This window comes from Pseudomonas sp. SORT22, from assembly GCF_018417635.1.
Lineage (GTDB): Bacteria > Pseudomonadota > Gammaproteobacteria > Pseudomonadales > Pseudomonadaceae > Aquipseudomonas.
This window is the reverse complement of the sequence record NZ_CP071007.1, coordinates 1,651,635-1,664,952: the sequence shown is the minus strand read 5'-3', so window position 1 is coordinate 1,664,952 and position 13,318 is coordinate 1,651,635. Positions and strand designations below refer to the sequence as shown.

Annotated in this window: 10 protein-coding genes; 4 read left to right on the top strand and 6 right to left on the bottom strand. The window is 63.2% G+C overall.

Features of this window, described 5'->3' with window-relative positions; genetic code table 11:
• Positions 1-17 precede the first annotated feature (17 nt).
• From pheA to mtnA, 4 genes are all read right to left on the bottom strand, one after another.
• Positions 18-1,112, bottom strand: a complete 1,095-nt coding sequence (gene pheA, locus JYG36_RS07795) for a prephenate dehydratase (RefSeq protein WP_093380418.1) — start codon at positions 1,110-1,112, stop codon at positions 18-20.
• Positions 1,112-2,197 (bottom strand): 3-phosphoserine/phosphohydroxythreonine transaminase, encoded by a 1,086-nt coding sequence (gene serC / locus JYG36_RS07790; protein WP_213603503.1) that lies wholly within the window; start codon positions 2,195-2,197, stop codon positions 1,112-1,114. Before serC ends, pheA begins: the two co-directional genes overlap by 1 nt.
• A gap of 101 nt (positions 2,198-2,298) precedes the next feature.
• A complete protein-coding gene (gyrA, locus tag JYG36_RS07785) occupies positions 2,299-4,941 on the bottom strand; it encodes a DNA gyrase subunit A (RefSeq protein WP_213603501.1) in 2,643 nt (880 codons plus the stop codon).
• Positions 4,942-5,219: 278 nt separating this feature from the next.
• Positions 5,220-6,296, bottom strand: a complete 1,077-nt coding sequence (gene mtnA, locus JYG36_RS07780; RefSeq protein ID WP_213603500.1) for an S-methyl-5-thioribose-1-phosphate isomerase — start codon at positions 6,294-6,296, stop codon at positions 5,220-5,222.
• 108 nt (positions 6,297-6,404) lie between these two features.
• Between mtnA and JYG36_RS07775 the strand changes: the two genes are divergently transcribed.
• The 4 genes from JYG36_RS07775 (at position 6,405) to JYG36_RS07760 (ending at position 9,989) form a co-directional block, all read left to right on the top strand.
• On the top strand, positions 6,405-7,736 hold the full coding sequence (locus JYG36_RS07775; RefSeq protein WP_093380411.1) for a TRZ/ATZ family hydrolase: 1,332 nt from the start codon (positions 6,405-6,407) through the stop codon (positions 7,734-7,736).
• 61 nt (positions 7,737-7,797) lie between these two features.
• The gene (gene ubiG, locus JYG36_RS07770) at positions 7,798-8,496 is read left to right on the top strand and encodes a bifunctional 2-polyprenyl-6-hydroxyphenol methylase/3-demethylubiquinol 3-O-methyltransferase UbiG (RefSeq protein ID WP_045195398.1); all 699 of its coding nucleotides are present in this window, start codon (positions 7,798-7,800) and stop codon (positions 8,494-8,496) included.
• A gap of 2 nt (positions 8,497-8,498) precedes the next feature.
• Complete coding sequence (gene mupP, locus JYG36_RS07765; RefSeq protein WP_045195400.1) at positions 8,499-9,170, top strand: N-acetylmuramic acid 6-phosphate phosphatase MupP; 672 nt, start codon at positions 8,499-8,501, stop codon at positions 9,168-9,170.
• A 78-nt stretch (positions 9,171-9,248) separates the two neighbouring features.
• Positions 9,249-9,989: a YciK family oxidoreductase gene (locus JYG36_RS07760; RefSeq protein ID WP_045195402.1), complete on the top strand. Its 741-nt coding sequence runs from the start codon at positions 9,249-9,251 to the stop codon at positions 9,987-9,989.
• 2 nt (positions 9,990-9,991) lie between these two features.
• Here JYG36_RS07760 and JYG36_RS07755 read toward each other — a convergent pair whose 3' ends face one another.
• Positions 9,992-10,786 carry an iron-containing redox enzyme family protein gene (locus JYG36_RS07755; protein ID WP_093380409.1) on the bottom strand — a complete coding sequence of 265 codons (795 nt, stop codon included), beginning with the start codon at positions 10,784-10,786 and terminating at the stop codon, positions 9,992-9,994.
• Positions 10,787-10,822: 36 nt separating this feature from the next.
• The gene (locus tag JYG36_RS07750) at positions 10,823-13,279 is read right to left on the bottom strand and encodes an EAL domain-containing protein (RefSeq protein ID WP_093380407.1); all 2,457 of its coding nucleotides are present in this window, start codon (positions 13,277-13,279) and stop codon (positions 10,823-10,825) included.
• Positions 13,280-13,318: the final 39 nt, after the last annotated feature.

Sequence of the window (13,318 nt, the reverse complement as noted above, 5' to 3'; positions counted from 1 at the left end):
TGCACGCCATTCATACCTCAGAGTACCGCTTTAGGGTAGGAACCCAGCACCTTCAGGGCCACGGCTTCCTGACTGATCTGCTCGAGCACGGCCTTGATCAGCGGATCGCGGTGGTGGCCGACGAAATCGATGAAGAACACGTAGGTCCATTTGCCGCTGCGCGACGGACGGGTCTCGATACGAGTGAGGTCAATACCATTCTCGTGGAACGGCACCAACAGCTCGTGCAAGGCACCCGGCTTGTTGCTCATGGAGACGATGATCGAGGTCTTGTCGTCGCCGGTCGGCGGCACTTCCTGGTTACCAATCATCAGAAAGCGCGTGGAGTTGTCCGGACGGTCTTCGATCTTCTCGGCCAGGCGCGTAAGGCCGTACAGGCCAGCCGCCATGTCGCCGGCAATGGCCGCCGAGTTCCACTCACCCTTGACCCGCTTGGCCGCTTCGGCGTTGCTCGACACCGCCACGCGCTCGACATTCGGGTAATGGGCATCCAGCCACTTGCGGCACTGGGCCAGCGACTGGGCGTGGGAGTAGATGCGGCTGATGCTGTCGGTCTTGGTGTTCTCACCCACCAGCAGGTGGTGGTGAATACGCAGCTCGACTTCGCCGCAGATCACCATGTCGTGCTCGAGGAAGCTGTCGAGGGTGTGATTGACCGCACCCTCGGTGGAGTTCTCCACCGGCACCACGCCGAAGTTGACGGCGCCGGCCGCCACTTCGCGGAACACTTCGTCGATGGCTGCCATCGGCTTGCTGATCACCGCATGGCCGAAATGCTTCATCGCCGCGGCCTGGGTGAAGGTCCCCTCAGGGCCGAGGTAGGCGACCTTCAGCGGTTGCTCCAGGGCCAGGCACGAAGACATGATTTCGCGGAACAACCGCGCCATCTCTTCGTTGCCCAGTGGCCCCTGGTTGCGCTGCATGACGCGCTTGAGCACCTGCGCCTCGCGCTCGGGACGGTAGAACACCGGCGTCTCGCCTTCGGCCAGGGTCGCGGTTTTGACCCGCGCCACTTCCTGCGCGCAGCGAGCACGGTCACTGATCAGCTCGAGGATCTTCTCGTCGAGGCTGTCAATGCGCACCCGCAGCGCCTTGAGTTCCTGCTCCGACATCAGCCGTGCTCCTTCTCGAATTCAGCCATGTAGCCAACCAGCGCTTCGACCGCGTCCAGGCCCAGGGCGTTGTAGATCGAGGCACGCATGCCGCCGACCGAACGGTGCCCCTTGAGGTTGAGCAGGCCACGGGCGTCGGCACCGGCGAGGAAAGCCTTGTCCAGGCGCTCGTCGGCCAGGCGGAACGGCACGTTCATCCACGAACGGGCGTTGACGCTGATCGGGTTGGTGTAGAAGTCGCTGTTGTCGATGAAGCCGTACAGGCGGTCTTTCTTGGCCCGGTTGCGCTGCTCCATGGCCTCGACGCCGCCCTGCTCTTTCAGCCACTCGAAGACCAGCCCCGACAGGTACCAGGAATAGGTTGCCGGGGTGTTGTACATCGAGCCGTTGTCGGCCGCGACCTTATAGTCGAGCATGGTCGGGCAACTGCTGCGGGCGCGGCCGAGCAGGTCTTCACGGACAATCACCACCACCAGGCCGCTCGGGCCGATGTTCTTCTGGGCGCCAGCGTAGATCAGGCCGAAGTTGGAGACGTCGATCGGACGCGAGAGAATGTCCGAAGACATGTCGACCACCAACGGCACGTCACCGGTCTGCGGCACCCAGTCGAACTCCAGACCACCGATGGTCTCGTTCGAGGCGTAGTGCACGTAGGCGGCGTTGTCGCTCAGGTTCCATTCGTTCTGGCCCGGGATAGCCAGGTAGTCGTAGGCCTTGGCGCTGGAAGCAACGTTGATGTTGCCGTAGCGGCGGGCTTCTTCGATGGCTTTTTTCGACCAGATACCGGTTTCGATATAGTCGGCGGTGCCGTCTTCAGGCAGCAGGTTGAGCGGAATCTCGGCGAACTGCTGGCTCGCACCGCCCTGCAGGAACAGCACCTTGTAATTGGAAGGAATGGACATCAGGTCGCGCAGATCCTGCTCGGCCTTCTCGGCAATGGCCACGTAGTCGTCGCTACGGTGACTCATCTCCATCACCGACAGGCCTTTGCCACGCCAGTTCAGCATTTCAGCCTGGGCGCGCTGCAGTACAGCGTCAGGGAGCGCAGCAGGGCCTGCGCAGAAGTTAAAGGCTCGTTTGCTCACATCCACTCTCGCTCTGCTCTTGATGTCCGCAGGAGCCGGTCGGGCAGCGAGCCGTGCCCGACTGCCGCGACCTCCCCCACCAGGATTGCGCTACTAATAGGTTATTCCGGCTGTGCCTCTTCGTCGGCAGCGGCATCGGCCTGTGGCGCCGCATCGGCGTCCACTTCGGTGCCATCCACGTCGGCGTCGAAGTCCTCGTCACCTTCCTCTTCGGATGGCTCCTGGACCCGTTCCAGACCCACCAGGGTCTCGTCGCTGGCCAGTTTGATGAGGGTCACACCCTGGGTATTACGGCCCAGGCTGGAGACTTCACCGACACGGGTACGGACCAGGGTGCCCTGGTCGGAAATCAGCATGATTTCTTCGCCGTCGAGCACCTGCACAGCCCCGACCAGACGGCCGTTACGCTCGTTGCTGACCATGGCGATTACGCCCTGACCGCCACGCTTGTACTCCGGGAACTCGCTAATGGCAGTACGTTTGCCGTAGCCGCGCTCGGAGGCAGTGAGGATCTGGCTGCCTTCTTCCGGGATGATCATGGAGATCAGCTTCTGCCCTTCGGCCAGGCGCATGCCGCGTACACCGCGGGCAGTACGGCCCATGGCGCGAACGTCGGACTCCTTGAAGCGGGTCACCTTGCCGGCGTCGGAGAACAGCATGACCTCACGCTCGCCATCGGTGATGGCCGCGGAAATCAGTACGTCGCCTTCGTCCAGCTCCAGGGCGATCAGGCCGACACTGCGCTGGCGGCTGAAGGATTCCAGCGGGGTCTTCTTCACGGTGCCGTTGGCGGTGGCCATGAAGATGAAGTGACCTTCGGTGTATTCCTCGACCGGCAGCATGGTCGAAATGTACTCGCCCTCATCCAGCGGCAGCAGGTTGACCAGCGGTCGACCGCGCGCGGCACGGGAGGCTTCAGGGATTTCATAGGTCTTGAGCCAGTACACCTTGCCCTTGCTGGAGAACAGCAGCAGGGTGGTGTGGCTGTTGGCGACCAGCAGGTGCGAGATGTAGTCCTCGTCCTTGACGCCGGTAGCCGACTTGCCTTTACCACCGCGACGCTGGGCCTGGTAGGCGGCCAGTGGCTGGGTCTTGGCGTAGCCGCCATGGGAGATGGTCACGACCCGGTCTTCTTCCGGAATCATGTCACCCAGGGTCAGGTCCAGTCGCGCATCGAGGATCTCGGTACGGCGCACGTCGCCGTACTCGGCGCGGATCAGCTCCAGCTCTTCACGGATCACTTCCATCAGGCGCTCGGCGCTGTTGAGGATGCGGATCAGCTCGCCGATCTGGTTGAGGATCTCCTGGTATTCAGCCAGCAGCTTCTCGTGCTCCAGGCCGGTCAGGCGGTGCAGGCGCAGGTCGAGAATGGCCTGGGCCTGTTCCGGCGACAGGAAGTACTTGCCATCGCGCAGACCGAACTGCGGATCAAGGTTCTCCGGACGGCAGGAGTCGGCGCCGGCGCGCTCGACCATGACCTGCACGGCACTGGATTCCCACGGCGTGCTGATCAGCGCTTCCTTGGCCTCGGAAGGCGTTGGCGAAGCCTTGATCAGGGCGATCACCGGATCGATGTTGGACAGGGCAACCGCCTGGCCTTCAAGGATGTGCCCGCGCTCACGCGCCTTGCGCAGTTCGAACACGGTACGGCGGGTAACCACTTCGCGGCGGTGGCGAACGAAGGCCTCGAGCAGCTCCTTGAGGTTCAGCACCCGTGGACGGCCGTCGATCAGCGCTACCACGTTGATGCCGAAGACGCTCTGCAGCTGGGTCTGGGCGTAGAGATTGTTGAGGATCACCTCAGGCACTTCGCCACGACGCAGCTCGATGACGATACGCATACCGTCCTTGTCGGACTCGTCGCGCAGCTCGGTAATACCTTCGAGCTTCTTCTCCTTGACCAGCTCGGCGATCTTCTCGATCAGACGCGCCTTGTTCAGCTGGTACGGCAGCTCGGTGACGACGATCTGCTGGCGGCCACCGACCTTGTCGATGTCTTCGACCATCGAGCGGGCGCGCATGTAGATACGGCCACGGCCGGTGCGATAGGCCTCGATGATGCCCTGGCGACCGTTGATGATCGCCGCGGTCGGGAAGTCCGGGCCGGGGATGAACTGCATCAGTTCGTCGACAGTGATGTCGGCGTTGTCGATCAGCGCCAGGCAACCGTCGATGACTTCACCGAGGTTGTGCGGCGGAATGTTGGTCGCCATGCCCACGGCGATACCGCTGGAACCGTTGACCAGCAGGTTGGGGATCTTGGTCGGCATGACCGCCGGGATCTGCTCGGTACCGTCGTAGTTGGGTACCCAGTCGACCGTCTCTTTATGCAGGTCGGCCAGCAGCTCGTGGGCCAGCTTGGTCATGCGCACTTCGGTGTATCGCATGGCGGCGGCATTGTCGCCGTCGACCGAACCGAAGTTACCCTGGCCGTCGACCAGCAGGTAACGCAGCGAGAACGGCTGGGCCATACGTACGATGGTGTCGTAAACGGCGGTATCACCATGCGGGTGGTACTTACCGATCACGTCACCGACCACACGGGCGGATTTCTTGTACGGTTTGTTCCAGTCGTTACCCAGTTCGCTCATCGCATACAGAACGCGGCGATGCACGGGCTTCAAGCCATCACGCGCATCGGGCAGTGCACGCCCGACAATGACGCTCATCGCGTAGTCGAGGTAGGACTGTCTCAGCTCGTCTTCGATATTGACCGGGAGGATTTCTTTGGCCAGTTCGCCCATGAGAAGCCTGATTCCTTTTTCTGGTGAAACCTCGTCACATCCATATGGGACGAACGAAGCTCGCCGCTGCAAAGTGACTCCTTGCAACGACTTACGACAAATCAACGAGTTATGCCATGGATCTGCGCAGTAAAGACAGCCCCGCAGGGCGGCCTTGGAAACCGTCGGATGTTACCACAATCGCCCAGAGGGTGGGAGTAGCCTGCGGCACTACTACCCTACTGCTCGTCGATAACGCCCGTTAGCCGCTACAACAGGCCGCAGACGACGGCAAAGACTCAATGCAAACGCTTGCGACACATCAGTTGCGCCATCTTCACCGTGTCCGGGCGCTCGACGATGCCTTTCTCGGTGATGATCACGTCGATCAGGTCGGCCGGAGTTACATCAAAGACCGGATTGAACGCCTCGAAGTCGGCGCCTAGCGACTCGCCGCCGAGCTCCAGCAACTCGCTGGGGCTGCGCTCTTCAAGGAGGATGTCGTCGCCACTTTCAAGGTTCATGTCGATGCTCGAGCTCGGCGCCACGACCATGAAGCGCACGCCGTGGTGCATGGCATTGACCGCCAGCTGGTAGGTGCCGATCTTGCTCGCCACATCGCCATTGGCAGTAATGCGCTCGGCGCCGACGATCACCCAGGTGATGCCCTTGGTTTTCATCAGGTGGGCAGCCGCCGAGTCGGCAGTGATGGTAGCCGGGATACCCTCGCCGGCCAGCTCCCAGGCGCTCAGGCGCGAGCCCTGCAGCCACGGGCGGGTTTCATCGACATAGACGCGCTCGATCATGCCTTCCAGGTAAGCGCCGCGCACCACCCCGAGGGCGGTACCGAAGCCGCCGGTGGCCAGGGCCCCGGTGTTGCCATGGGTGAGAATGGCCTGTTCGTTGCCCTGGTGCTTGCGGATCAGGTCGACGCCCAGCTGGGCCATGGTCAGGTTGGCTTCACGGTCGCTTTCATGAATGGCCACGGCCTCAGCCGCCATGACGGCCTGCACGTCATCGCCATCCTTGAGCCGCAGCAGGCGCTCACGCATGCGGTTCAGGGCCCAGAACAGGTTGGCGGCGGTCGGCCGCGCGTGCACCAGCAGCTCGAAATCCTCTTCCAGGGCCATTTCCCAGTCACCGCCGGCGGCCAGGCGCTGGGCAATCGCCATGGCCAGGCCGTAGGCGGCGCTGATGCCAATGGCCGGGGCGCCGCGCACCACCATTGTGCGGATAGCCTCGGCCACTGCGGCGGCGTCCTTGCAGGCCAGCCAGACCTGCGCCGACGGCAACGCGCGCTGGTCGAGCAGATAGAGGGTGCCATCCCGCCAATCGATGGCTTTCACCTTCTCTGCTGCCATTAGTCGATCGCGCATGCCTCACCCCATCATTCGGACATCAAAAGCGGACGATTATAGCGAGCCCCAGGCGCGGACGCTCGGGTATACTTCGCCCTCACCTTCTATCGCCCAGGGAAACCTGACATGCCCAAACCCGCTTTGCCGCTCGACCTGCTGCTCCTGCCTGCCTGGCTGGTGCCGGTCGAGCCTGCCGGGGTGGTTTTGCAGGACCATGCCCTGGGCGTGCGCGACGGGCAGATCGTGTTCATCGGCCCGCGCAGCCAGGCCCAGGCGTTCATCGCGGCGCAAACCCGCGAGCTGCCGGGCTGCCTGCTCAGCCCGGGGCTGGTCAACGCCCACGGCCATGCGGCGATGACCCTGTTTCGCGGCCTGGCCGACGACCTGCCGTTGATGACCTGGCTGCAGGAGCAGATCTGGCCGGCCGAAGAGCGCTGGGTCGACGAAGATTTCGTCCGCGACGGCACCGACCTTGCCATCGCCGAGCAGGTAAAAGGCGGCATCACCTGCTTCAGCGACATGTACTTCTACCCCAAGGTAGCCAGCGAGCGCGTGCACCACAGCGGCATCCGCGCGCAAATCGCCGTGCCCCTGATGGATTTCCCGATCCCTGGTGCGCGCAGCACCGAAGAAGCCCTGCAGCTGGGCATCGAGCTGTTCGGCGACCTGCGCCACCACCCGCGCATCACCGTGGCCCTGGGCCCGCACGCGCCGTACACGGTCAGCGACGCCAACCTGGAAAAGATCCGCGTCATCGCCGAAGAGCTCGACGCGCCGATCCACATGCATATCCATGAAACCGCCCTGGAGGTCGAGCAATCGCTGCACACCCGCGGCGAGCGCCCGCTGGCCCGGCTGGCTCGCCTGGGCCTGCTCGGGCCGCGCCTGCAGGCGGTTCACATGACTCAGGTCAGCGACGAGGATCTGGCCCTGCTGGTAGAAAGCAACACCAGTGTGGTGCACTGCCCGGAGTCCAACCTCAAGCTGGCCAGCGGTTTCTGCCCGGTCGAGCGCTTGTGGCAGGCCGGCGTCAACGTCGCCGTCGGTACCGACGGGGCGGCCAGCAACAATGACCTCGACCTGCTCGGCGAAACCCGTACCGCGGCGCTGCTGGCCAAGGCCGTGGCCGGCTCGGCCAGCGCCCTGGATGCCCACCGGGCGTTGCGCATGGCCACCCTCAACGGCGCCCGGGCACTGGGCCTGGAGGCGATCACCGGTTCGCTGGAAGTGGGCAAGGCCGCCGACCTGGTCGCGTTCGACCTTTCCGGCCTGGCCCAGCAACCGCTGTATGACCCGGTGTCGCAATTGATCTACACCAGCGGCCGGGACTGCGTGAAGCATGTCTGGGTCGCCGGCAAGCCACTGCTTGACGACCGGCGCCTGACCCGCCTGGACGAACAGGCCCTGCACGCCACCGCCTGTGCCTGGGGCCAGCGGATCGGCGCGCGCAACGAATAAACGTCCGGCAGCCAGTGCTGGCGGGCAAAAGCAAATTATCCAAGTTTCAGAGGACTGTTCCATGAGCAACGTCGACCACGCCGAAATCGCCAAGTTCGAAGCCCTGGCCCACCGCTGGTGGGACCGCGAAAGCGAGTTCAAGCCACTGCACGACATCAACCCGCTGCGGGTCAACTGGATCGACGAGCGGGTCAAGCTGGCCGGCAAGAAGGTCCTCGACATCGGCTGTGGCGGCGGCATCCTCAGCGAAGCGATGGCCCTGCGCGGCGCCACTGTGACCGGTATCGACATGGGTGAGGCGCCGCTGGCCGTGGCCCAGCTGCATCAGCTCGAGTCCGGGGTCAACGTCGAGTACCGGCAGATCACTGCCGAGGCCCTGGCCGAAGAGATGCCCGAGCAGTTCGACGTGGTCACCTGCCTTGAAATGCTCGAGCACGTGCCAGACCCTTCCTCAGTAATTCGCGCGTGCTTCCGTATGGTCAAGCCCGGTGGCCAGGTGTTCCTCTCGACCATCAACCGCAACCCCAAGGCCTACCTGTTCGCCATCATCGGCGCCGAATACATCATGAAGCTGCTGCCGCGCGGCACCCATGACTTCAAGAAATTCATCCGCCCGTCCGAGCTCGGCGCCTGGAGCCGCGACGCCGGCCTGACCGTCAAGGACATCACCGGCCTGACCTACAACCCGCTGACCAAGCATTACAAGCTGGCCAACGATGTTGACGTCAACTACATGATCCAGACCCTGCGCGAGGAATAAGCATGCGTTTGCGAGCGGTACTTTTCGACATGGACGGCACCCTGCTCGACACGGCGCCGGACTTCATCGCCATCTGCCAGGCCATGCTCGCCGAGCGCGGCCTGCCGGCAATCGAAGACCAGAAAATTCGCGACGTCGTCTCGGGCGGTGCCAAGGCCATGGTCTCGGTGACCTTCAACCTCGACCCCGAGGACGAAGGCTTCGAGGCCTTGCGCCTGGAATTCCTCGAGCGTTACCAGCAAGGTTGCGCGGTGCATAGCAAGCTCTACGACGGCATGGCCGAACTGCTGGCCGACATCGAGAAAGGCAAGCTGATCTGGGGCGTGGTCACCAACAAGCCGGTGCGCTTCGCCGAGCCAATCATGCAGCGACTGGGTCTGAGCGAGCGTTCGGCGCTGTTGATCTGCCCGGACCACGTGAAGAACAGCAAGCCAGACCCCGAGCCGCTGATCCTCGCCTGCAAGACCCTCAACCTGGACCCGGCCAGCGTGCTGTTCGTCGGCGACGACCTGCGCGACATCGAGTCGGGCCGCGATGCCGGCACCCGTACTGCTGCGGTGCGCTACGGCTATATTCATCCAGATGACAACCCCAACAACTGGGGTGCGGATGTGGTGGTCGACCATCCGCTGGAGCTGCGCAAGGTGCTCGACAACGCGCTTTGCGGCTGCTGATTTCAGACACGCATCGCGGGGCAAGCCCGCTCCCACAGCCCCGCGATTAAGTCACACCCATTTCCAGGAGGTAACCCCATGTTCGATTACTCTGCCCGCCCCGACCTGCTCAAGGGCCGGACCATCCTGGTCACCGGTGCCGGTCGCGGCATCGGTGCGGCCGCGGCCAAGAGCTATGCCGCCCATGGCGCCACCGTCTTGCTGCTGGGCAAGACCGAAGCCAACCTGAGCCAGGTCTACGACGAGATCGAAGCGGCCGGCCACCCCAAGCCTGCGGTCATCCCGTTCAACCTGGAAACCGCCCTGCCGCACCAGTACGACGAACTGGCGGCGATGATCGAAGCCGAGTTCGGGCATATCGACGGCCTGTTGCACAACGCCTCGATCATCGGCCCGCGCACGCCGCTGGAGCAGCTCTCGGGCGACAACTTCATGCGCGTGATGCAGATCAACGTCAATGCCATGTTCATGCTCACCAGCACCCTGCTGCCGCTGCTCAAGCTGTCGGCCGATGCCTCGGTGATCTTCACCTCCAGCAGCGTCGGGCGCAAAGGCCGGGCCTACTGGGGTGCCTATGGAGTGTCGAAGTTCGCCACCGAGGGTCTGATGCAGACCCTCGCCGACGAGCTTGAAGGGGTGGCGCCGGTGCGGGCCAACAGTGTCAACCCGGGCGCCACCCGCACCAGCATGCGCGCCCAGGCCTACCCTGCAGAAACACCGGAAAACAATCCGCTGCCAGAGCAGATCATGCCGGTTTACCTGTACCTGATGGGCCCGGACAGCACCGGCATCAACGGCCAGGCGTTCAACGCCCAGTAAGCTCAGCCCTCGGCCAGCTCCGCCCGGGCCCGGGCGGGCTGCTGGCGCTGTTCCTGTTCTTGTTGCATGCAGCGTTCAAGGAACAGGAACATATAGTCGTAGCTCTTGCAGACGGCCCGGCGCAGTTCGGTTTGCAGCGCCGCCGACGGGTTGTTGCCGGCCAGGGTGCAGACGATCTCCAAAGCCTCCCACGGGTGCGCGTCATCGTACTGGGCGTGCATCTTCAGCCATTTCATGGCGCGCTTGCGACCCTCTTCCGGGAAGCCCTGGGCATAGACACCGGTTGAGCACACCACCGCCGACCACTCGCCGGTTGCGCCTTCGATGGCGTAGTTGGTGGCGGCAATCGCCACTACCAGCGCATCGGTCGCACAGGTGTGCCAGCACCAGTCGCTGAGGGCATTGAGTTCGCTGGGAACTTCCTGCGCCTGCAGCTCTTCGAGGCTGACGCCATGGGCCTGGGCCCAGAACCGCCAGTAATCGGCGTGGTTGAGTTCGACACGGATGTTGCGCATCAGCCAGCGCCGCGCCATGTCTTCACCAGGGTGGCGGGCGTACTGGGTCTTGGTGAGGTTCTTGGCCATGTACAGCGAGAACTGCTCGACCACCGGCCAGCCGCCGATCAGGTACTGGCGCATGGTCCGGCCACTGAGGCGGCCATCGCGCATGCGTTGATAAAGCTCGTGCTCCACCACCCGACGCTTGCTCTCGCTGCAGTCCTTGATCAACTGCTGGGCCCAAAGCGGGTAACTGCTGGGGTCCATCAATGGACCAGTACGTATGAACGCGTCAATCACTGTCAGCTCCTTGTTCCTTGTGATTATCGGTGGATCTCAGCGAAAGGTCCCCGGCGCCTTGAACAACAGGGGCCTTGCAGCAATCCGTTTGCGCTGCAAGCTGTCACAGGTGAACACCTGTGGCCGCTCGATCAGGTATCCCTGGGCGTAGTCGACGCCAATTTCCTGCAGGGCCTGCTCGATCAACGGGGTTTCGACAAACTCGGCAATGGTGCGTTTGCCCATCACGTGACCGATGTGATTGATCACCTCGACCATGGCCCGGTTGATCGGGTCATCGAGCATGTCCTTGACAAAACTTCCGTCGATTTTCAGAAAGTCTACAGGCAAATGCTTCAAATAAGCGAACGACGACATACCGGCGCAAAAGTCGTCCAGCGAGAAACGGCAACCTAGGCCCTTGAGCTCGTTGATAAAGCGAATGGCGCTGCCAAGGTTGGCGATGGCGCTGGTTTCGGTTATTTCGAAACAAATCATGTGCGGCGGAATGGCGAACTCGCTGAACAGCCGTTGCAGGTATTCAAGGAACTTGTCGTCACCAATACTGCTGCCCGACAGGTTGATCGCGCACATGGCCAACGGGCCTTCGCGCTGCTCGTCCAGGCACTGGCGGATGACCTTGAACACACTGCGCACCACCCAGCGGTCCAGCGCAGTCATCAGGCCATAGCGCTCGGCGGCGGGGATGAAGCTGTCGGGCAGAATAATGCGCCCGCTCTCGTCATGCAGGCGCAGCAGAATCTCGATATGCCCGGCGCCCTCATGGGGGCCGAGGGCGGCAATTTCCTGGGCATACAGGCAGAAGCGGTTTTCTTCCAGGGCCACGTGCAGGCGCTGGATCCAGGCCATCTCGCCAAAGCGCATGGACAGCTCGCTGTCGTCGGCGTGGTACACCTGTACGCGGTTGCGGCCCTTCTCCTTGGCCATGTAGCAGGCCATGTCGGCGGCCCGCAGCGAAGCTTCGAGGGTGGTCGGGCCCTGGGCGATATGCACCAGGCCCAGGCTCACGGTGGTCATGAACGGTCGCCCTTTCCAGACGAAATGCAGGCTCTGCACGGCCTGGCGCAAGCTCTCGGCAATGCGCTCGGCCTGCTCCTGCGGGCAGTTTTCGAGGAGGATGCCGAACTCGTCGCCGCCCAGCCGCGCCAGGGTGTCGCCTTCGCGCAGGCCGGCCTGGAGCACCGCACAGATATGGCGCAGCAGTTCATCGCCAGCGGCATGGCCGCAGGTATCGTTGACCAGCTTGAACTGGTCCAGGTCGAGGAACATCAGTGAATGCCGTGCCGGCTTGCGCGCCATGGCGTTGAGCGCCAGCTCCAGGCGATATTCGAACTCGCGACGGTTGGCCAGGCCAGTCAGGGCGTCGTGAGTCGCCTGCCAGGACAGGTTGGCGATGTACTGGCGTTCCTGGGTCATGTCGTGCAGCACCAGGACAATACCGCTGACCTTGCCTTCGGCCATGATCGGCGCGCCCACCAGCGTCACTGACACGGTGCTGCCGTCCAGGCGCTGGATCAGCTTGGTGTGTTCGCTGCCACCCTTGAGGCCACCTTCAAGCACGCGCTCGACCAGGGTCAGGCTGTCTTTTTCGGCGTTCTCGTCGAGCAGGCTGAACAGCGCCGCCAGCGGCAGGCCCTGGGCCTGGGCGGCATGCCAGTGGGTCAACTGCTCGGCGGCCGGGTTCATGTAGGCGATGCAGCCTTCGACATCGGTGGTGATCACGCCATCGCCGATCGATTCGAGGGTGATCTGCGCCCGCTCCTTCTCCACCTCAAGGGCATTGGCAAAGGCCTGGCGCTGGGCCAGCAGCTTGCTCGAGCGCATCCAGGCCAGGGCAATCAGAAACAATGCAGTAGCGAGGTTAGTGACCAGCAGCACCCGCAGCAACATCCGCGAGCCTTCGCCCAGGGCATCGCTGAACGCCCGCGCGGCCGGGGTCACGGCATCGTTGATCGCGGCAATCTGCGCCTTCCAGCCGGCAACGCTGCGGGCGTCGGCCTGGCCGGTGCGAAAACCGCTGTGCATCTGCTCGGCCACTTCGTCCAGCTGGCGCAGAAATCCGTCACCGACTGCCCACAGCTCGATGGCCTTTTGCATATAGCTGACCTGATGAAAGTTCAGGTACAGCCAGATCACGCTGGAAACGTCGTCGGGATGGTTGCCGCCCTGGAGGATGCCACGGCGCGCGGCGTCGATATCCGGGCTCGGCAAGTCGAGGGCTACACGCAGGTCATGGCCGCCCTGGGGCACGGCGATGGCCTTGCGATACTTCTTGAAGACCGCCTCGTCGCGGCTGTCAGCGTATTGATTGAGGTAATAGATGGCGTCTTTCTGGCCCTTGGACCACAGGCTCTCGCCCGCCACATAACCACGCACTGCCGACAGCGCGTACAGGCTGATGCTCCCGAGCAAGGCCTGAAACAGCACCACAGCAACAAATGGCCAGATAATGCCCAACAACTTTGGCGCTTCGAGAGTCCGTTTTCGCTTCATGAGGTCCCTTGCAACAGAGCCGGATGAATCCCACCTACC